This window comes from Pradoshia sp., from assembly GCF_051873915.1.
Lineage (GTDB): Bacteria > Bacillota > Bacilli > Bacillales > Pradoshiaceae > Pradoshia.
In genome coordinates this window covers 15676-36795 of sequence record NZ_JBJEFJ010000156.1, presented here as the reverse complement: position 1 = coordinate 36795, position 21120 = coordinate 15676, and the positions used below count along the sequence as shown (strand labels likewise).

Here is a 21120-nt window from a genome sequence, read left to right as displayed (position 1 = left end):
AGCTAAACAACGGGCCTGTTGATTACCAGGCCCGTTTTGAAAAGAGTGAGCTGCGTAGCATATTATATGTGGGTTTTCTGGCTGGAAATAAGCGAAAGTCCAATGGATATTAGCGAAACACTATTTTATGAACGAAACTGGAACGACGAAAACCAGTTTTAGAGATAGCCCTAATCTCCCGTAGTTACTCTTGCTGATTTTTGCAGCTATAATTTTACATATAAATAGATGAAGATAGGTGACAGCATGAAACCGAATGACAAGATAGCAGTAGATAATCAAAAAATATTTGCCCTTCTCAGCAATTATCTAAATAATGCGCCGGATTATGTGGAAAAGGATGAAATAGAGGAATTGGTGAAGTACGGGGTGCCCTATAAGCAGGCAGTCGCGATGATTTTGGCTGCAGCTTTCGGGTTAGATATCGCAGATGACCAAGTTGATAGGGAATTCTATAATCGGTATTTCCCAAAGATATTTTTCCAGCTGGATACAGCGGAATATGCAGAGAATTCCTATTATCAGAATATAAAGATGCCATCAGTGAAAATAGGGAAGAGTGAGCTGAAGTATGAAAAGTATAAACCATTTGAGGGGTTTGTATGCAATGATATCGTCCGGACTTTAGATGGGCGGCAATATCCTCAGATTGGCTTCTTTACGGAGGAGTTCGCATATCCGGCTATCCTGGAGAATGGACGGATCTGGATGACAGTCACACCGAATGAGGTGGAGACCATGAAAGATGCGATTAAGAAAGCATATGGAAAGGTGCTGGCATACGGTCTTGGTCTTGGCTACTATGCCTATATGGTGTCTGAAAAGGATGAAGTGGACAGTATTACGATCGTTGAGAAGAACCGGGATATTATCCAGCTTTTCCAAACCTATCTGCTCCCGCAGTTTAGGCAGGCTAATAAGGTCCGAATCATTGAAGCAGATGCATTTGAGTATGCAAAGCAGGTGATGCCCGCTGAGGAATATGATTTTGTGTTTACTGATCTATGGCATGACGTATCGGACGGGATTGGAATGTATGAAGAGATGAAGCAGTATGAAAGGCTTTGTCCGAAGACTGAATTTTCCTATTGGATTGAGAAATCTATTTTGTGCTATTTATAATGAAAAGGCTCGTCCATTAAGGGCGAGTCTTTTTATGATATTTCTCTTATCAGCCATATGTAATAGGACTGTTTCTTGATTAATCTGCTGAAATTTTAGTGGTATTGTCGAAATTTATCGGAAGAAAAATAGGGGTTGAAATGGGAATTAATGTATACTAGAAAATACTAAGTAGCATGTTTCTTACTATTATGTGAACGTGTCATTGGTATTTTATAAAAGCAGGAGGTTTTGCGAATGAATACATCTCATTATTCTGTATGGCCCAATCGGATGCCGAAGTTTTTGACAGTGCCGGAAAGTCCATTGTTCGATAATCTAGCCGTTACGGCAAAGAGGTACCCGAAGAAGACATGTCTTCATTATTATGGAGCATCTATGACGTATGAGGAAGTACTTCGAGAGGTAGAGACGCTTTCCTCTTATCTTCATCATGAGCTTCAGGTGAAACCAAAAGACCGAGTCATCTTATTTATGCAAAATTCCCCTCAATATGTCATTGCCTTTTATGCGATTCTGCGCGCACATGCGGTGGTCGTTCCAGTTAACCCAATGAATACAACCAACGAGCTGAAATTCTATATACAGGATTGCGAATGCAAGACAGCCATTGTCGGTCAGGAGCTTCACCAAGAAATCAGCCCTCTCCTTGAAAACACCTCACTTACTAATCTCATTATTACTGCCTATTCTGATTACCACACCTCAACAGATGATACTCTCCCCCCAGAGGTGAAAAATGCCCGAATTGCCTTTGATGATGAGAATCGGCATGGCTGGTCGGATATCATGCAGTCTAGCTTGCCGATTCCAGCGTTTGAGGGACATGCCGATGACATGGCGGTCATTCCGTATACTTCTGGAACAACAGGGCTTCCAAAGGGATGTGTTCATACAAACCGGACCATTCAGGCGAATGTGGTAAGTGCAGTCAATTGGCTGAATACATACTCTGATTCGGTTCATTTATCGGCTTTGCCATTTTTTCATGTAACTGGGATGCTCCATAGCATGCATGCACCTATTTATGCTGGAGCAGAGATGGTTATCCTCACACGCTGGAACAGGAATCATGCTGTTTCTTTTATTGAGAAATACCGTTGCTCGCACTGGATCAACATTAGCACTATGGTCATTGATTTTCTTTCGAACCCTTCTTTAGCTGATTATACTATTTCCAGTTTGTCCTGCATTGCTGGAGGAGGAGCTGCGCTGCCTGAAGCGGTCGGGGAAAAACTGTACAAGCTGACGGGTCTGCGCTTTGCGGAAGGATACGGTCTCTCTGAAACGATATCCCACACCCATTTCAATCCGATTGATCGGCCGAAGCTGCAATGTTTGGGAGTGCCTGCTTTTAATGTCGATGCTCGGATTGTGGAACCTACTACCTTTAAGGAGCTTGGTCCGCATGAAACAGGTGAGATTATTGTCAATGGACCGCAGGTGTTTACAGGATACTATAATCGGCCTGAGGAAACCGAGCAGGCTTTCATTCAGTTGGATGGCAAATCCTTCTTTCGTACAGGAGACATTGGTCATTTCGATGAGGAAGGCTATTACTTTATGGTTGACCGAGTGAAGCGGATGATCAATGCCTCGGGCTATAAAGTGTGGCCGACAGAAGTAGAGAGTTTATTGTACAAACACCCTTCTGTTGAGCAGGCATGTGTCGTTGGTGTCCCTGATCCGAAACGCGGAGAAAGTGTCAAAGCCTATATCATTTTGAGTGAGGAGGAGAAAGGGAAGGTTACTGAAGAGGAGATGGTTGAATGGGCTAAGACTCAAATGGCGGCCTATAAATATCCACGTACTATTGAGTTCAGGGATGCCTTCCCGATGACAGCAAGCGGTAAGATTCTATGGAGAAAGCTCCAGGATGAAGCAAGAAATCAAGAGAAGTTCATAAAGGGATGAATATGAAGAAATTAATGGGGGTTATTCTTGCCATGCACTGGCCAAATTCTGCCCGTGAATTTAAGGGGAAGCAGGTTTCTCCTTTTAAAGTCATACAGCTTCCTCTTTATATTTCTTCTTAAACTACATATACTAATCATAGGTATTTAGACGGTCGTGAAGGAGAAGAGGAAGATGTCGAATAACAAGGAATATGTGAACGTAAAGATAGATGTCGAACAATTACGTTACATGAATAGATTGCATCAGCTACTTTGTCAGCGTCTGGATATGGATTTACCGAAGGAGTATGAAATCCCTGAGATTGCGGTGGAGCAAGCTTTGTTTACGTATATAGACCAGTTGGAGAGATTTTATCGGCTGACAGGAGAGGACTGGGAGAAGTTTTATCAAAAATGGAGCGGTGTCCATGAGGTTCCGGAGAAATTGAAGGATTTCAAGGAAAGGATTAAAGGTTGGATTGACAAATGATAAAACAAAAACGGGCTAACTGCAGAAAGACCTGGTGAAATCCAGAGATTCTGTGGTTTTTTTGTTATATCAAAAAATAATATCGAAAATTTTTCACATATATAACATGTTTATTTGAAATGACTGATGGGAATTTAGTTATTGCAATATACAGATAAATGATGTTGCTTACATTTGCAAGGCTATACATATATTCATCAGGAGATTAAAGTGAGCTAATCCTTTATTAGTGGAAGTCACCTTTGATGAGATTCCTGAGGGCTTGAAACGTCTTGAGCGACATGAAGTCAAAGGAAGACTAGTTGCGAAGATTGATGATTGAGGGAATAATGGTGTAAAGGTGAAGCCCTTGGATTCAAGAAACGATGTTTTCTGAATGAGGGCTTTTTCTATGAAGAGGAGAGAGGGTGTTTGGCATGAAAGAATCCATACAAGATATAGATGTTCGAGCTTGTCAATTTGCTGAAAAGGCTCATGCAGGGACTTATCGAAAGGGGACAAACATTCCCTATATGACGCATCTGGAGGAAACAGCGGATATTGTACGGACGTTAACTGATAATAAGAAAATTATTGCCGCTGCCTATCTCCATGATGTTCTAGAGGACACTAGCTGCACGGTATCCGATATTGAGGAGCAATTTGGCGTTGATGTGGCCCGGCTTGTTGAAAGCGAGACAGAAAACAAATATCATGGAAAGCCAAAGGGAGATACATGGAAAACGAGAAAGGAAGAGACAATCCATCATTTGCAGGATGCAAGTGTGGAAACAAAAATGATTACACTGGGCGATAAATTATCTAATATACGTTCAATCGAGCGGGACTATGAACAGATTGGGAATCAACTGTGGGAACGCTTCAATGTAAAGGATCCGCAAATGCATGCATGGTATTACCGTTCCGTCTGTGATTCTTTAAAAGAGCTTGAAGGCTACTCGGCGTGGAAGGAGCTTGACCGCTTAATTAAGGAAGTTTTTAACCAATGAATGGCGGCTGACTTCTTCCTGATGTATTCTGCCGTTATGATAAGAATAACGGCAATCAGAACAGCCAATCTAGATTGAAAAAGCCTTGATTTGATTATGAAGGAAGTTGTTATGATGAAAGAGACTCATTCAAGCTATCAATTAGCCGAGGTAAGAGCTGAACAATATTTTAAAAGATTAAGGACAGAGGTGCTTGAACGCCATTTCATTCCTGTGCTGACAGACGATTTTTCAGAATGGAAGGAGAATCATGTGAATCTGCCCTTTTTAGCTGGGCCCAAAAAAGATTCGAGTATTGGTTATCGGCCATACTTGAAGTGGCTCGATTACACCGGAAAGTTGGATCCCTATTTACGCAGGAGTGCAGCTTATTTATATATGCGTGATCTTGGAAAGGCAATGGATACAGCTGAGGCGGAAGAAGAAATCGAGCAAACGGTGAGGCGCTTAAAAAAATATGTGGCCCATTCTACTGAAGAGAAGGCAGGAACCTTAAGCAGGGATGAGCTGTATCGATGGGGTGAGAAAGAAGGAATCGAGCTTAGCGTCATTTGGCTGTTTTCTAAATTGAGCAGCGTGGCAGAACATATTCCAAACGAGCTGAACGCAGGTCATGCCAAGCGGAAGCTGATTAAAATTATCGCCGGGGTTGTGCTTCATGCCTACGATCAAATGGGTGAGGACATAGAGGAGGATGTTCGGGCGGTTAAGCTTGATGAAGCGATAAGACTGGGCTATGCCTATGGTCTTACCTATCCATTCGTAGATGATCTCCTTGACTCTAATTATTTGACAGACAAGGAGAAGGAGCAATATTCAGCCATGATTCGTACGGCCTTGCTCACTCGTGAAATTCCTGAGCTGGGGGAATGGCCGGAGGGGAAGAGGGAGATTCTTGCCTATATCCACTCAGAACTTTCAGAGGCCTTTACTTATATGAAAAATCATCAGTCACCTGAAGCTTTAAATACCTTTTTCTCAGAATCCTATGTCTTTTTTCATGCACAGGAGCTGGACCGTAATAAAGAATTGTCTCATGCAGATTACACAAATGAGGAACTTCTGATTCCTGTCATTCTGAAATCAGCCTCCTCAAGATTAATTGTTCGTTCGGTGATTGGCGCAGATGAAGATAAGGGTTTTGACGAGCGGACGTTTTACTACGGCATTTACAATCAGCTCGCAGATGATTTTACAGATTTATTTGATGATCTGCAAGCTGGAGCCGTTACTCCCTACACCTATTATTGGACCCATCATAAGGAACGGACCGATCTGGTTAATCCGTTTGAACTGTATTTCGCCGTCATCGCAAATTTGATTCACTATGTGTATTCCTCGAATGAATTGGCCAGGGAAGTCATTTTGGACAGAGCCATCAATGGACTGAAACGAAATAAAGTCCGGTTCGGGGCGGAAAAATACAAGGAGGTCATGGGCTTATTCGCAGCTGGGATGCCTGAATTTAACCGGCTTATTCAAAAGCTCGTCAAGAAGGCAGAAAATGTCGATTTCTTCGATAAACTGCTGCGTGACCATATGCTCGCCCAGCTGGAGAAAGATAGGACAGACCGTGAGACATTTTCTTCCCTCACAAATGAGCTGCGCGAAGAGATGAACAGCTTTCTTCCGCTTGGAGAGGATATTCAAAACGCGCTCCCAGAGGAAAGGACGCTGCGGGAAGCGGCCAACTACAGCCTGATGGCAGATGGGAAACGGATGCGGCCTGTTATCGCGTGGATGATGGGAATGGAGTTCGGTTTAAATAAGCAGGATTTGATACCAGTGCTGAAGTCTCTTGAATATATGCATACGGCCTCTTTAATCTTCGACGATCTTCCCTCACAGGATAATGCAGCAGCTCGCCGTGGACAGCCTGCTCTGCATATTGCCTATACGAATGCAATCGCTGAACTGACAGGAATCTTTCTTATCCAAAAGGCAACCTTAGAGCAGGCATCCATCCAGTCATTCAAACCGGAGGCCGTTCTCTCGCTCATTCAATATTCAGCGAATGCTGCGATGCAAATGTGCCGCGGGCAAGTCATTGACTTGGAGGAAAAGAAGGGCAGCGTGTCATTGGAAGAATTGAATAGCATGTGCTTTTATAAGACCGGTATTGGGTTTGAGGCAGCAGTTATGATGCCAGCTATCCTTGCGGAGGCTGATGAGGGTGAAAGGCAGGCTCTTAAACAATTTGCTCATCACGCCGGTATCGCCTTTCAAATAAAGGATGATCTGCTGGATACAGAGGGAAATTCGGAAGCTCTTGGAAAGCCTGCTGGCCAGGATGAAGAGAATGGACGCTCAACCTTTGTAACGGTCCTTGGAGTGGATGGTGCGAGAAAACAAATGTGGCATCATTACTGTGAGGCGATTGAAAGCTTGCCGGGAATCAATCGTAATACAGATTTTTTGAAGCATCTGCTGGATTATCTAATTAATCGTCAAAGATAATGAAGGGAGAGGCTGATCCTGGATGCTCAGGGTCAGCCTTTTTGTATGGATTATTAATCAGGGAAACTTCTGACAGAAAACAGACGGAAGCTATGGTCAACGCCTGTTTTCGCCCATCCTTCACATTTATCGCCCATACGTCAACCGCTTCGCCCTTAACCGAAGGGATTTCGCCCTTAAACTATGAAATAAGGTTGTTTTCTCATAAAAAGAAAGCCTCCTCCTTCTTTAAAGGTCCAAAATAGATAAACTAATGATCTTTTTTGATGAAAATCTTCCTTTTTCCATCTGAATTTCCGCAAAACTCTCTCTACTTACGCTATTTTGATAATGTGGCTTATTCAGGAGTACCGTCTATGCTGTGTTGGTTTCTAGCTGTCTACAATTTTTGTTTCCGAATGAGGACAATATGGTGTAAACTGTATTGGGTAAACATAGAGACTTTAGTAATATTATCTAATTGCGGTTAGGCATAAAAACAAACATTAGGGAGCAGAAATATGGAGTTTATTGAGTTATTGAAGGCGTTTATCCTTGGGCTTGTTGAAGGATTGACGGAATTTGCGCCGGTCTCCTCGACAGGGCATATGATATTGGTTGATGAGATGTGGCTGAAGTCCACCGAATTCCTTGGGCAATATACAGCGAATACCTTTAAGATTGTTATCCAGCTTGGCTCGATATTGGCAGTTGTTATTATCTTTAAGGATCGATTCATTGATATGCTTGGGTTGAATCGGCTTTTCGGCAAGAAAGAGGATAAGAGAACAGCTGAGGGGAATCATCTCCGTTTAACGCATGTAATTGTCGGATTAATTCCTGCAGGTGTTCTTGGCCTCTTGTTTGAGGATTATATTGATGAGCATCTCTTCTCAATCGAGACGGTTATGATTGGTCTTTTAGTCGGGTCCTTCCTGATGATTGCCGCAGATATCGTAAGCGGCAAGAAGAAAGAGCCTAAGGTAACAACGGTTGACCAAATTACGTATAAGCAGGCCCTCTCAATCGGATTGATTCAATGCTTATCCTTATGGCCAGGCTTTTCCCGCTCAGGCTCGACCATCTCAGGCGGGGTTCTGCTTGGATTAAGTCATAGAGCGGCAGCTGATTTTACGTTCATCATGGCTGTGCCAATTATGGCGGGGGCCAGTTTGCTGTCATTGGTTAAGAACTGGGAGCATTTCAATATGGATGCTCTGCCATTCTTTATTGTCGGTTTCATCAGTGCATTTATCTTTGCGCTAATATCGATCCGCTTCTTCTTGAAGCTAATTAATAAGATTCGATTAATGCCATTTGCCATCTACCGAATTGTCTTGGTAGCGGCAATTTACTTCTTGTATTTTTAATCGAAGAAAAGCCATTTCACATTTAACTCGTGAAATGGCTTTTTTGTTTAATTTCCATTAGATAATACATGTGATCTTGTGATGAAATGCCGTTCCTCTATGCTATCGAGTGAGAATTCAGCCCCTTTTCCTGGGATGGCATCAATGATTAGCTGTGTATGCTTCCAATATTCATACTGGCTCTGGTGCATATAGAAAGGAACACCGCCAATGATTCCGAGCAGCAAATCCGCATTCCCAATCCGGAAGTCTTCCTCTCTATAGCACATCGGTGCCGACCCGTCACAGCAGCCGGCGGATTGGTAGAAGAAGATGCTGCCGTGAATGTCCCTTAAATGATTAATTAGACTAAGGGCGGCATCTGTCGCAATGACTCTTTCTGGCATAATCATCAACCTTTCGATTTAGAAGAAGCCTTGTGGCTTGCGGTCATAGCTGACCAATAGACATTTCGTTTGTTGATAGTGATCTAGCATCATCGCATGATTCTCACGGCCGATGCCAGATAATTTATAGCCGCCGAAAGCAGCTCCGGCTGGATATTGATGGTACGTGTTGGTCCATACGCGTCCTGCCTGGATGGCACGGCCTGCACGGTATGCAAGGTCACCGCTGCGGGACCATACGCCGGCTCCTAAGCCATACAAGGTATCATTGGCCATCTCCATTGCCTCATCGAAGTCCTTGAATGTAGTCACGCCAAGAACTGGTCCGAAGATTTCCTCTTGGAAGATACGCATTTTATTATGGCCTTTAAAGACAGTTGGCTGAATATAGTTGCCTTTTTCTAATCCTTCGCCGAGGTTATTTTCTCCTCCGCCGATTAGGCATTCAGCCCCTTCTTCTTTACCTAATTGGATATAAGAAAGGATTTTTTCCTTTTGTTCATTGGAGGCTTGGGCTCCCATCATAACGTCTGTATCAAGCGGGTTGCCGACCTTGATGGCTTTAACGCGTTCTATCGCCCGTTCCATGAATTTATCATAAATGGACTCTTGGATGAGCGCACGTGAAGGGCAAGTACAAATCTCGCCGGAATTGAGGGCGAACATGACTAATCCTTCAATCGCTTTATCAAGGAATTCATCATCCTGGTCCATTACATCTTCAAAGAAGACATTCGGGGACTTGCCGCCAAGCTCGAGCGTGACAGGGATGATATTTTCTGTTGCATATTGCATGATTTGACGGCCGACAGCTGTAGAACCGGTGAAGGCAATCTTAGCGATGCGTTTATTTGTCGCAAGCGGCTTACCGACTTCAATGCCGTATCCGTTTACAATATTCAGCACTCCAGCAGGAAGCAGGTCTTGAATAAGCTCCATGACGACCATGATAGAGACAGGTGTTTGCTCTGCTGGTTTTAAGACGATGCAGTTCCCAGCTGCAAGTGCCGGTGCAATCTTCCATGCGGCCATAAGGATTGGGAAGTTCCATGGAATGATTTGTCCTACTACACCTAAAGGCTCTTGGAAGTGGTAAGCGACTGTATCGTTGTCAAGCTGGGTAGTGCGGCCTTCTTGGGCGCGGATGGTACTTGCAAAATAACGGAAATGGTCAATTGCTAACGGAATGTCTGCATTTAATGTCTCGCGGACAGCCTTCCCGTTATCCCATGTTTCTGCGACAGCGACCATTTCTAGGTTTTCTTCTAAACGGTCAGCAATTCTATTTAAGATTTGTGCACGTACAGCTGCAGATGTTTTCCCCCAAGCATCCTTCGCTGCATGTGCTGCATCTAAAGCAAGCTCGATATCCTCTGCGGAAGAGCGTGCAGCCTGTGTGAATACTTCACCATTAACAGGTGATCTATTATCAAAGTATTGACCTTTAACAGGAGCAACCCATTTGCCCCCGATGAAATTATCGTATTTCTCCTTGAACTGAATAATGGCTCCATCTGTATTTGGATTTGCGTAGATCATGAAGCATTCCCCTTTATGTTCGTATTGAAAATGAATCAGATGTCTTGGCAATTGTAAATCTTGAAAAACAAGCCAGCATCTGGAAGCGCTTTCTATACTCTATTAAAATAGTTGTTCACAAAAATTTCAACTAATATGATTGACAAAAACAGGGGGCTTTATAAAATTCCGGTCAATGGTTTTAGATTCATGGAATCCAGTCCTTGATTCACAAGATCGATATCATAAATAGCTTTCTCGAGAAAGAATCGAATGACTAAATCGCTCGTCTCACTTTCAGAGAGGGAATACCCGGCTGCCTGAAGGAGTATCTCCAAGTCTGGTTCTTGCAGCTCTAAGGCAAACCCTAAGGCAAGGATGGTTCGTTTACTGGGATGATACTCCGGGTTGGTGCGTATCTTTGAGAAAAGCTTGCGGTCAACACCTGCACGTGTGTAAATCTCAGAATCTGTTTTTCCTTTTTCATCAATAAAAGAGAATAGGACTTGCTGAAGGGGCGGCTTCCTGTTTGTCTCAATGAAATCTTGCAATTCCTCCTCCTCGGTGTGACGGGTGGCTGAGCGCAGCAGCTGACTTTCGAAAACAACAGGTTCAAGCTGACGGCCTGCCATATACTCTTTCAATTCATGCATTAAGTATTCTCGTTTCATGACCATCCTCCTTATTGTCGCCTGTAAAGCGACCAAATGCTTCACTCTCTTAGGTAAAATTATAGCATGATAGATAATTCATTTGAGGAGATGGATGATGATGAATAAACAATTGACTGAGCTCATTTTTGTCCTTGATCGGAGCGGTTCGATGGCTGGTTTGGAGAAGGATACAATTGGCGGGTTCAACTCCTTGGTGAAAAAACAATGCGATCTGCCTGGCAAGACTGCAGTGACCGCTATTTTATTTGATGATGAGTATGAGGTGCTTTGGGAAGGAAAGGATGCGAATCAAGTAGTAATGACAGAGAAGGAATACTATGTCAGAGGGATGACTGCCCTGCTTGATGCTGTCGGAAAAACAATTTTAAGCGTTGGCCAGCGTCTGGCACATACGGCGGAGGATGCGCGTCCTGGCAAAGTGATCTTCGTCATTACGACAGATGGCTATGAGAATGCCAGCGTGGAATTTACGTATGACAAAGTGAAAGAAATGATTCGTCATCAGCAAGAGAAATATCATTGGGAATTCCTCTTTATCGGAGCCAATATCGATGCAGCTAAGGAAGCTGGACAATTGGGCGTTGCTGAACAAGATGCCTGCCAATATGAAGCTTCACCCGTCGGCGTCCAGAAGATGTATGCATCTGTCCATATGAAATTGGCTGAAAAAAGAACATAAAAATAGTATTCGAGCTATGGAGGAGCGATATGCTCCTTCCTTTTCGTCTAGGTATGTTGAACAAAATGAATATTGACCGATATATAGAACGATTTCACTTATTTGGGGTTAGGAGGAGTCGTTTTGTATTCAAGTATCCAGGCAACTCGAACATCAATGCACCATGAATCAAATGTATATGTCCATAAGCGTCTCGGTTCAGCAATGATAGCTGGATTGACAGGCCTGGCCTCGTTCGCCTTCATGCTTTTAGGCTATTATGCGGTCAGCTCCTACGAAATGGCTGATTCAATTGACATCTTGGCTATATCAATCAGCTTTATCCTTGCCTTTCTCACGTTGCCTTTTGGCTTGGCTGCTCTGCATTCGAGTAAGGGGAGAGGGCTTGCTATTGCCGGATTGATTCTGTCCATTCCAGGATTGCTGCTATTTATAATCCCAGTTTGCTATTATATGATTCTCTCTTTCTAAACGAAAACCCTGATGAATGTCATCAGGGTCTTTTGCTGTTTGCCGGCTTTTATTGATTCGCAGGGGGGCTCCGAATGATTCGGAACACCGGATTGGGAAGCTGAGAGGGTTTGAGACATTCGAAGCAGGTTTGCGAATTGTTCGCAACCCTCCTATAATAGAACAATCAATGATGAAGGTAAGGATGTTGAAAATGCTACATGAATATACGATTTCTATGCTGCAGGAGGCTGTCGATGAAGCAATCGAAAAGCTGAATATGCATGGGTACTACAATTCTTATTACGACCAGCCGATTGAGCAATATGCTTCTGACAATGGCTATGGTGTCCAAGAGATTGAGGATGGCACCGTTGACCTGAAGGTGATTATTGAAGAGGAGTCAATACCGGTGGATGTTGAAAAGGAGCAGGCATCCATAGCGGCTATCCTTACGGTTGAAAAGGAAAAGGTACATTATCAGCTGCTTGATACAGTAGAATGGCAGGAGCCATTCCCTATCATTGACCTTCAAAATGGCTGGTTCATTAAACCGGTACAGGAAGAGCAAGTACCGGCAGGCAAAATCATTCATTTTGAGCCTCCGCGTGCTTTTGGTTCAGGTCTTCATGGAACGACACAGGACTGTCTCCGTCTCATTCTCCGTGAAGAGATGAAAGGAATGAGGGTGCTTGATATCGGTACAGGAGCGGGGCTATTAAGTATAGGGGCCGCTCTTTCAGGAGCTTCGGAAATTCAAGCAATCGATATGGAGGATGTTGGTGAAGAGGTTTTATACAATGCCAGGCTGAATGGGGTAGAGTCCAATATCAAGGTGAGCTGTGCGGATGCTCTAAATCCAAAGTTCGGGATTGATGGAACGTTCGACTGGATCTTCATTAATATCGCTGCAAATGAAATTAAGCAATTATTCGCTTTTGTTGATAGACATCTGGCAGCTGGAGGGAGATTAATCCTTTCGGGGATGGTGACGTGGAATGAGGAGGATGCTCTAAAGGTTTACCAAGAAAACGGGTATCAGCTGAAGGAAATTCATCAAACAGATGAATGGGTGACAGCCTATCTCATAAAAAGCCGATAACAATAGGACAGCCTAGCGCTGTCTTATTTTGTTTGGATAGGTGGAGATGTTTCCAGATTTATAATAGAGAAGATGGTCATATAAGCCCTCTAAGTCCCGAGTAAACGACTCTACCTCGAAGCCGCCCTCCTTGCCTGATTCAATCTTCAATAGAATTTGGAATAATAATGATTTCGCCTCACTATCATGCAAGTCATCAACAATCATTTTTAGTCTCTGCAATCGTTTTTCCCCCTTAAAATTTCTTTAGTCTTTCTCCTTAATACCGCAATATAAGACAAAGTAATCATCTTATTGAGGAATTTATTGTAAATATTAAGAGGTTTATTACATAAAATGGAATAAAATTAGGCTTATAGTGTGATATTTGTAAGCTGAATTTTCAGAGGTAATGATATTCTCCTTCACGCTTTCGGCTTCTCCGAATAGACTGAGGTACAAGCAGTCATGATGGATGAAATGATTAAAGGAGCTAAAGCAGATGAGAAAATGGTTGAGTGGATGGTTAATGGGGCTGGCAGTCCTGTTAGCTATACCGACTGAGAATGCCAATGCCCTGGAACCAGAAAGTTCAAACCTCTTCCGGGGAATCGATGTAAGTGAATGGCAGGGAGAGATCGATTTTCGGGAAGTCGCAGATGCAGGTATTGAAATGGTCTATATTAAATCTAGTGAGGGAACAGATTATGTCGATCCTGATTTTGAACGTAATTATGATGGAGCTAAGGATGCCGGGCTCCTTGTTGGATTCTATCATTATGTGACAGCAAGAACCGAATCACAGGCAGAGGCACAAGCACGCTTTTTTGTCTCCACAATCAGCGGCAAGGAATTTGAGGGCAAGCTAGCTATGGATTTTGAGGATTTAACGGGATTGAGCAATGAGGAAATCAATGATATTGCCTTGACCTTTATTCGGGAGACTGTGAGATTATCAGGCAAGGAAGCGGTTGTATATAGCGATGCTTCTAATGCAGCCAGCACATTTAATGATGCCTTAACGGATTATTCTCTATGGATAGCTGAGTATGGGGTGAGTGAGCCAACGGATGGTGTGAGATGGTCATCATGGGCGGGGTGGCAGTATTCAGATTCAGGCAGCGTGGCTGGTATTGACGGAGATGTCGATTTAGACCGATTCAATGACGGGATATTGGTCAGTGACACCAGGGAAGTGGTTAAGCCAGCTGAACGGGAGACGAGGTCTGAGACAATCACCTATACGGTTAAGGCTGGTGACACCTTATCTGAAATTGCACGCAAATATCATACTACAGTAGCTGCGATTGCCAGAGAGAATAATCTCTCCAATCCAGATCTCATCTATGCAGGAGAAAAATTACGCCTGACGATTTATGATGATGACAGGCAGGAAAGGGCGGCGGTGATAATTGATTATACGGTCAGGACTGGAGACACCTTATCAGCAATCGCCCGTAAATATTCCACAACAGCCGCATCAATTGCCAAGGAGAATAATCTCTCCAATCCGGATTTAATCTATCCGGGTGAAAGGCTGCGGATTACGGTAAGAAGCGGGTATGAGACGACGACAGAATATATTGTGCAACGAGGAGATACATTGAGTGAATTGGCGAGAAGATACGGTACGACCGTGGAGAAGATTGCATCGGATAACCAACTTTCTAATCCAAATGTCCTGTATCCAGGGGATACCCTTCGAATCAAAAGTGATGAAGGACAGCAGCCGCCGCGGAAAGAATATTTTCAATATATAGTGAAATTCGGCGATACTTTAACAGAGATTGCCCGCCGATTCCGTACGGCAATTCGTGAGCTTGAGAGGATTAATAATCTCACTAATCCAGAATTGATTTTTCCGAATCAGCGGATTTATGTACCGCGAACATCCTAAAGAAGGTTGAGTATGAAGTGTCCCTGATATAGGGGACGCTTTTTTACGTTTATCTGTTGTCCATTTCGGAAATGGAGAAGGAGACTGTGAAATGGGGGGATATAGATGTTTACACTTAATTGGGGAGACTTAGGCAGAATCATCGTCATTGGTATTTTGGCCTACATTGCCCTTATCGTTATGCTTCGTATTGCTGGCAAGCGAACGTTGACGCAATTAAATGCGTTTGATTTAGTGATTACTGTTTCAATTGGGTCGGTATTTGGGACGGTATTATTAGATAATGCCATTTCGATATTTGATGGAATGACGGCCTTCTTTGTCTTAATTGCCCTGCAGTGGATATTCTCGAAGACAACGACGGAGACGAACAAAATCAGCCATGTCATTAAAGGGGAAGCATCCATTTTATATTTCAGGGGACAGTATTTCCAGGATGTGATGGAGGCTGAACGAATTGAAAAGGAAGAAATTATTCAAGCGGTGCGGATGCAGGGGAAAGAGAGTCTGGATGAAGTAGAAGCTGTCATACTGGAATCGAATGGTCAATTCTCTGTGCTTTCCAAATCAAGCGAAGATGGGAGTTCTACGATTCCAGACTAAATAGACGGTATGATATGCTAATAGTAATTCTAGTGAGATGAGGTTTTGGGCAATGGTCGTGAAGATGGTGCTGATGATTATCCTTACCGTATTGATTTATGGAGCCATATCCTTTTATATATGGCGAAACGGGAGAGCCTGGCTTGAGGTATCTCCGCTTAGAAGGTTTAAAAAAACCTATACGGTCCTGTTTCTTATTCTATCCTTATCCATGTTTATTGGGATGATTCCTCATCTTGGCATCTTTAAATGGGTTGGGGGCTATTGGTTCATCATTGTCGGCTACAGTCTTGTGCTGCTCCCATTCATGAACCTAGCTTATTACTTAGCAAGGAAAAGAGGCCTTATGGTCATGGGCATCATTTACTTTCTCTTCTTTACAGCGGTCATCTCCTATGGCTCCTATCAGGCATTCAGTCCGGTTGTCCGATATGACCAAGTGGAGGTGAATAAAGAGGCTGGACGCGATTCCATTAAGATATTCATGGCCTCTGATACGCACTTAGGCCCAATCGTAGGGAGCGGTCATCTGAAAAAGCTGGCTGCCATGGTGGAGGAGGAGAAACCTGATATCGTACTGATACCTGGTGACATCATTGATGACCAGATTGATACGTTTAATGAGGAGAATATGATTGAGATTTTCCGCGGAATGAAGGCGCCTCTAGGTGTATATGTATCCCCGGGAAATCATGATTATTATGGAAATGATCTTAAAGAGCTTGAAGAAGAGTTTGAGGCTGTCGGCATCCAGATGTTAATGGATGAGACCGTGGAAGTAAAGAATGGTTTTTATCTGGTTGGGCGCAAGGATTTAACCGATGATAATCGTTCTTCCATCAGTGAACTTGTTGAAGGGCTTGACCATTCAAAGCCAATCATCATGCTTGACCACACACCGGTCGAACTGGCACAGGCTGAGGAAAGTGGAGTCGATATTCTTCTCTCTGGTCATACGCACCGTGGACAATTATTCCCGGGCAATTTAATCACGGGTTGGATTTATGAAAATGATTGGGGCTATTTGAAGAAAGGCAATCTTCATTCCTTTGTCTCTTCTGGCTTTGGAACTTGGGGACCTCCGCTTCGTATTGGCACGAGATCTGAGGCGTGGATTATTGAAGTGAATTTTGATTAAGTGAAGCATGCATCTGACGGATGCGTGCTTTTTGTCAATATATGCTAAAATAAAGCTATTCAAATCGGATGACGGAGAGGTTCTCGCTATGCAAATTTCAATCCAAAGGGACTATTTCAAGCAGGCCCTGCAAGAAGTCATGTATGCTGTCTCCAATCGAAACGTGTTACCTATATTGAGCGGAATCAAAGTAATGGCAAATACGGATGGGGTGACCTTAACGGGCGGCAATTCAGATATCATTATTCAGAGGACAATCCCTGCTAGGCTCGATGGTAAACCAATCATGCAAGTATTTAAGGAAGGCAGCGCGGTTGTTCCGGGTAAGTATTTCAGTGAAATGGTGAAAAAGCTCCCAAGCGATATATTCATAGAGGCAGATGAAGAGCTCCATATTACTGTACAATCAGAGGAGATCATCACGACCATGAATGGATACGACCCCGAGGAGTACCCTGCTCTCCCGGAAATGGATAGTGCTAATATCGTGAGAGTGTCTGGAGGAGAATTGGTAGAAATGGTCAAACAAACAGCCTTCGCTGTGGCAAAGGCAGAATCACGGCCCGTTTTGTCAGGTGTCCACATCTCCATTCAGAACGGGAAACTTGCGTTAGCGGCAACGAATGCTCAGCGGCTGGCTTTGCGAAGGGCAAGCGTGGCGGCAGAATGGAAGGGTGCGTGTATTGTGCCGGGCAAAACCTTGTTGGATCTTGCTAAGCTCCTGCAGCATGCACCCGAAGTAAAAATGGCAATCTCTGATAATCATATTCTCTTTCAATCAGACTCCCTCTTGTTATTATCAAGATTGATTGAAGGCAATTACCCGAACATCGAGAATCTATTTCCGAAAGAGGCAATGTGTGTGATTGCTTCCAATAGGAAGGAACTCCTGCTCGGTGTGGACCGTGCCTGCCTGTTTGCAAGTGAGTGGCGTCATAATACCATTTCCCTGGCTGTTAAGAACGGCGCACAGCTGAGGATTTCCTCCAAATCAACTGCAGTCGGAAAGATTGAAGAGGTGCAGACGGTTGAGTGGGTTGATGGGGAAGAGGAGCTGGAGATTATGCTTGACGGCCGCTACCTGCTCGATGCGCTTAAATCAATCAAGGAGGACAAGGTTGTCCTAAGCTTTCACGGTTTAATCAGACCCGTGCTTGTCCAGCCATTCGGCGTTGAAGAGCACCTGCATCTGATATCCCCTGTACGATCGTAAAATAAGATAGATTAAGAGGATGCCAGTCTTAGGACTGGTTTTTTGTTTGTATTGTTGTATCCGAGTCTCATTTGACAAGACGTATCGTCTATGCCGCCAAAAGAAGGGCTTTTTTAATGTAGACAGGGTATTTCGTTCAAAAAGGCTATCTGCTTGTCTGTTTTATACGTTTAGAGACAAATAGGAATTCAATGGTCATGAGCAACAGTCTGCTTTCAGGGTTTTAAGGGTAAATTCCACATGGTTAAAGGCGTAATGATCAGTTTTATGGGCGAAGACAAGGACTTTCAGGGCGAGATAGAGTCACTTAAGGGCGAACAAGGAATTTTCAAGGCGGAAAAAGTAGAATATGGGCGATTGAAGAGAACGATGGGCGGTAATTTTTGCTTAGGGCGGAATATTCGAGGCAAGGGGGAAAAAAACATTAGGAACGACTTCTAATAGTAAAGGGTCTAAACAAGGTCTCCTGCTTTACAAACTCATCCATCACAGGTGCTATCTTTTTGTTTTAGAAGATTTTGAGAATATAATAATACCAAAGGAATCAACATGATCTTGAACAAGCAAGGGGTGGAACCTGAGATGCTTCAATTAGTCCCAGCTATGCTGGAAAAAGTAGGAATTATCGTGATTGTTGCCTTCCTATTATCGAAGATTCATTCGTTCCGGCAAATTGTACAGGAAGACCATAATAAGTATGTAAAGCTCAGATTGATTGTGTTGTTCGGTGCATTTGGCATCATTAGCAATTATACCGGTATAGAGGTTTATGGACATTCCATTGAACAAAATCGATGGTTGTCAGAGATTGGGGCAGAAAGTGCTATTGCAAATACACGGGTGATGGGTGTAGTGATCGGCGGGCTTCTTGGGGGGCCTGTCGTCGGGATTGGAGCCGGCCTGATAGCCGGTGTGCACCGCTATTCCTTAGGTGGCTTCACAGCTCTTTCCTGTGCGATTTCAACAGTTGTTGCAGGGGTTATTGCGGGCTATATCGGACGGCAGCGAAAGGAGCTGTCCAAGCCGGTGACAGCCGGATTTGCAGTTGTGGTCGGCATGACTTTGGAGGCGCTGCAGATGCTCATTATTCTTCTTGTTTCAAAGCCGGTTGAACATGCCTGGGACTTGGTCAGCTATATCAGCATCCCAATGATTTGCATTAATGGACTTGGAACATTATTGTTCATGTTTATCGTGCAGTCCATTAAGCGAGATGATGAGATGGGGCGTGCTATCCAGGTTAATCAGTCGTTTGATATTGCCGATCAAACGCTCCCTTATTTCCGTCAAGGTCTGACCCAGCATTCTGCTGAGGAAATTGCGAAGATCATGCTGCGGCTGACGAATGCGGATGCCGTATCAATAACGAATACAGAGCTGGTGCTTGCCCATGTTGGAGCGGCATCTGACCATCATGCGGCAAATCTGCGGCCTGAAACAGGCTTGACGAGAAGAGTGCTGGAGACAGGGAAGGTATCGGTTGCACGAACGAGAGAGGCCATCTATTGCGGCCATAAGGATTGTTCATTAAGAGCGGCAATTGTCATGCCGCTTAAGGTGAAGGAAAAAGTCGCTGGTACGCTGAAAATGTATTATACCGAACCGGCAAAGCTTGATAAGGTACAGGAGATGCTGGCCGAGGGACTGGCCAATCTCTTCTCCGCTCAGCTGGAGTTGGCGGAGGCAGAGAAGCAGACAAAGTTATTGAAGGATGCGGAAATCAAGGCATTACAAGCCCAGATCCATCCCCATTTCTTATTTAACAGCATGAACACGATATCTGCCTTATGCCGTACGAATCCCGAGAAGGCAAGGGAGCTATTGCTTCAGTTAAGTGCCTTCTTCAGGGGCAACTTACAGGGGGCAAGGCAAATGCTGATTCCGCTTGAAAAAGAGCTGGAAACCGTGAAGGCCTATATTAACTTAGAGCAAACAAGATTTCCGGATAGGTATGATATTCAGTTTGATGTTGATCAAGGATTATTAAAATCGTATATTCCCCCCTTTACCTTACAGCCGCTAGTCGAGAATGCCATCCATTACGGCCCAAAGGGGAAAAAGAAAAAATGCCTTATTCAAGTAAGTGTCTATATGGAGGATGGCTGCTTAAGAATAGAGGTGCAGGATAATGGAGCAGGAATTCCAAAAGAGCGGCTTGCTACTCTTGGAAATCAGGTTGTTGAATCTAAGGGTGGAAATGGGACAGCTCTCTTTAATATTCGTGAGCGGTTAAAGGGAATCTACAATGGACAAGGCGAGCTCTTCATTGAGAGCGAAGTGGATAAAGGCACAAAGGCAGTGCTTGTGATGCCGTGTAATTTTAAAGGAGTTGAAGAACAGCATGCTGCGAGTATATATCGTTGATGATGAGCCTTTGGCAAGAGATGAACTGAAATATTTGATTCTTCGCAGTAAAGAGGCCGAAATTGCTGGGGAGAGTGATTGTGTGGACCACGCACTGGCGGATATTCATATTCTAAAGCCGGACTTGGTTTTCCTAGATATAGAACTGGCTGATGAGAATGGACTGAGCATTGCCAAAAAGCTAGGTGAGCTTGATCCAGCCCCTGCACTTATCTTCGCGACTGCCTATGATGAATATGCGCTTCAGGCCTTTGATCTAAATGCGGTTGATTATATTTTGAAGCCATTTGAGGAAGAACGGATATGTAAGGCGATTGAGAAGGTTAAGAAATCAAAGGGCATTGGATTGGAGCAGCAGCGAACCACTGTTCAGCCTATCCGTGAAGTAAAGGGCAAGATTCCAGTGCTGATAGATGAACGCATCGTACTGCTGAACTGCCGTGATATTCTCTTCTTAGAATCAAGAGATGGGAAATGCATCATTAAGACAAAGGATATGGAATACAGGGTCAGTGATGCACTCGTCATGATTGAGAAGAAAATCAATGAAGGGGCATTTCTTCGTGTTCACAGAAGCTATATTGTCAATTTGGATCAAATCACTGAGATTGAGCCATGGTTTAATTCCACCTATAACTTGACCATGGAGGATGGTTCAAAGGTTCCGGTCAGCAGGACATATGTGAAAGAGTTGAAAATGCTCGTCGGTTTTTAAGAAATTGTGCTTTTCAAGTGTCGAATTTTGCAACTCATCCCTCCCTTTTTGTAAATCAGCTTGAAAATGAAATGTAAGCATTTTCATTCGCTAAAATAAA

General features: G+C 43.7%; 20 protein-coding genes. 16 read left to right on the top strand and 4 right to left on the bottom strand.

Translation table 11 applies throughout. The annotated features are described in order from the left end of the window. The first annotated feature begins 246 nt into the window (after positions 1 to 246). The 6 genes from ACI35L_RS13690 to ACI35L_RS13665 all read left to right on the top strand — a co-directional run bounded on the left by ACI35L_RS13690 (position 247) and on the right by ACI35L_RS13665 (position 8302). Entirely contained in the window at positions 247 to 1122 is an 876-nt protein-coding gene (locus ACI35L_RS13690; RefSeq protein ID WP_439803119.1) for a hypothetical protein, read from the top strand. Between the two features lie 237 nt (positions 1123 to 1359). After that, positions 1360 to 3036 carry a long-chain fatty acid--CoA ligase gene (locus ACI35L_RS13685; RefSeq protein WP_049672175.1) on the top strand — a complete coding sequence of 559 codons (1677 nt, stop codon included), beginning with the start codon at positions 1360 to 1362 and terminating at the stop codon, positions 3034 to 3036. Between the two features lie 174 nt (positions 3037 to 3210). Continuing rightward, the gene (locus ACI35L_RS13680) at positions 3211 to 3507 is read left to right on the top strand and encodes a hypothetical protein (protein ID WP_049672174.1); all 297 of its coding nucleotides are present in this window, start codon (positions 3211 to 3213) and stop codon (positions 3505 to 3507) included. Between the two features lie 416 nt (positions 3508 to 3923). After that, positions 3924 to 4496: an HD domain-containing protein gene (locus ACI35L_RS13675; protein ID WP_439803118.1), complete on the top strand. Its 573-nt coding sequence runs from the start codon at positions 3924 to 3926 to the stop codon at positions 4494 to 4496. Positions 4497 to 4607: 111 nt separating this feature from the next. Then, on the top strand, positions 4608 to 6953 hold the full coding sequence (locus tag ACI35L_RS13670; RefSeq protein WP_439803117.1) for a polyprenyl synthetase family protein: 2346 nt from the start codon (positions 4608 to 4610) through the stop codon (positions 6951 to 6953). A 500-nt stretch (positions 6954 to 7453) separates the two neighbouring features. Then, on the top strand, positions 7454 to 8302 hold the full coding sequence (locus ACI35L_RS13665) for an undecaprenyl-diphosphate phosphatase (protein ID WP_439803116.1): 849 nt from the start codon (positions 7454 to 7456) through the stop codon (positions 8300 to 8302). Positions 8303 to 8349: 47 nt separating this feature from the next. On the opposite strand, the gene ACI35L_RS13660 is transcribed toward ACI35L_RS13665, so the two are convergent. The 3 genes from ACI35L_RS13660 to ACI35L_RS13650 form a co-directional block, all read right to left on the bottom strand. Next, a complete protein-coding gene (locus ACI35L_RS13660) occupies positions 8350 to 8688 on the bottom strand; it encodes a DUF779 domain-containing protein (RefSeq protein WP_049672172.1) in 339 nt (112 codons plus the stop codon). Positions 8689 to 8706: 18 nt separating this feature from the next. Further along, positions 8707 to 10227: an acetaldehyde dehydrogenase ExaC gene (gene exaC / locus ACI35L_RS13655; protein WP_049672171.1), complete on the bottom strand. Its 1521-nt coding sequence runs from the start codon at positions 10225 to 10227 to the stop codon at positions 8707 to 8709. A 158-nt stretch (positions 10228 to 10385) separates the two neighbouring features. Then, the gene (locus ACI35L_RS13650; RefSeq protein ID WP_049672170.1) at positions 10386 to 10877 is read right to left on the bottom strand and encodes a hypothetical protein; all 492 of its coding nucleotides are present in this window, start codon (positions 10875 to 10877) and stop codon (positions 10386 to 10388) included. Between the two features lie 94 nt (positions 10878 to 10971). On the opposite strand from ACI35L_RS13650, the gene ACI35L_RS13645 reads away from it, so the two are divergent. The 3 genes from ACI35L_RS13645 (at position 10972) to ACI35L_RS13635 (ending at position 13111) form a co-directional block, all read left to right on the top strand. Further along, positions 10972 to 11559 (top strand): vWA domain-containing protein, encoded by a 588-nt coding sequence (locus ACI35L_RS13645; RefSeq protein ID WP_439803115.1) that lies wholly within the window; start codon positions 10972 to 10974, stop codon positions 11557 to 11559. A gap of 123 nt (positions 11560 to 11682) precedes the next feature. Beyond that, positions 11683 to 12030: a hypothetical protein gene (locus ACI35L_RS13640; protein WP_049672169.1), complete on the top strand. Its 348-nt coding sequence runs from the start codon at positions 11683 to 11685 to the stop codon at positions 12028 to 12030. A 193-nt stretch (positions 12031 to 12223) separates the two neighbouring features. Continuing rightward, positions 12224 to 13111 (top strand): 50S ribosomal protein L11 methyltransferase, encoded by an 888-nt coding sequence (locus tag ACI35L_RS13635; protein ID WP_439803114.1) that lies wholly within the window; start codon positions 12224 to 12226, stop codon positions 13109 to 13111. Positions 13112 to 13123: 12 nt separating this feature from the next. On the opposite strand, the gene ACI35L_RS13630 is transcribed toward ACI35L_RS13635, so the two are convergent. Beyond that, positions 13124 to 13333: a hypothetical protein gene (locus ACI35L_RS13630; protein WP_049672167.1), complete on the bottom strand. Its 210-nt coding sequence runs from the start codon at positions 13331 to 13333 to the stop codon at positions 13124 to 13126. A gap of 259 nt (positions 13334 to 13592) precedes the next feature. On the opposite strand from ACI35L_RS13630, the gene ACI35L_RS13625 reads away from it, so the two are divergent. The 7 genes from ACI35L_RS13625 to ACI35L_RS13595 all read left to right on the top strand — a co-directional run bounded on the left by ACI35L_RS13625 (position 13593) and on the right by ACI35L_RS13595 (position 21020). Further along, positions 13593 to 14987 carry a LysM peptidoglycan-binding domain-containing protein gene (locus ACI35L_RS13625; protein ID WP_439803113.1) on the top strand — a complete coding sequence of 465 codons (1395 nt, stop codon included), beginning with the start codon at positions 13593 to 13595 and terminating at the stop codon, positions 14985 to 14987. Positions 14988 to 15092: 105 nt separating this feature from the next. Continuing rightward, complete coding sequence (locus ACI35L_RS13620) at positions 15093 to 15590, top strand: DUF421 domain-containing protein (protein ID WP_049672165.1); 498 nt, start codon at positions 15093 to 15095, stop codon at positions 15588 to 15590. A 52-nt stretch (positions 15591 to 15642) separates the two neighbouring features. Next, positions 15643 to 16728, top strand: a complete 1086-nt coding sequence (locus ACI35L_RS13615) for a metallophosphoesterase (protein ID WP_439803112.1) — start codon at positions 15643 to 15645, stop codon at positions 16726 to 16728. A gap of 88 nt (positions 16729 to 16816) precedes the next feature. Continuing rightward, the gene (gene dnaN / locus ACI35L_RS13610; protein WP_049672164.1) at positions 16817 to 17941 is read left to right on the top strand and encodes a DNA polymerase III subunit beta; all 1125 of its coding nucleotides are present in this window, start codon (positions 16817 to 16819) and stop codon (positions 17939 to 17941) included. Between the two features lie 240 nt (positions 17942 to 18181). After that, positions 18182 to 18382, top strand: a complete 201-nt coding sequence (locus ACI35L_RS13605) for a hypothetical protein (RefSeq protein WP_049672163.1) — start codon at positions 18182 to 18184, stop codon at positions 18380 to 18382. A 141-nt stretch (positions 18383 to 18523) separates the two neighbouring features. Beyond that, on the top strand, positions 18524 to 20305 hold the full coding sequence (locus ACI35L_RS13600; protein ID WP_049673046.1) for a sensor histidine kinase: 1782 nt from the start codon (positions 18524 to 18526) through the stop codon (positions 20303 to 20305). Further along, the gene (locus tag ACI35L_RS13595; protein WP_049672162.1) at positions 20283 to 21020 is read left to right on the top strand and encodes a LytR/AlgR family response regulator transcription factor; all 738 of its coding nucleotides are present in this window, start codon (positions 20283 to 20285) and stop codon (positions 21018 to 21020) included. Before ACI35L_RS13600 ends, ACI35L_RS13595 begins: the two co-directional genes overlap by 23 nt. The last annotated feature ends 100 nt before the right edge of the window (positions 21021 to 21120 follow it).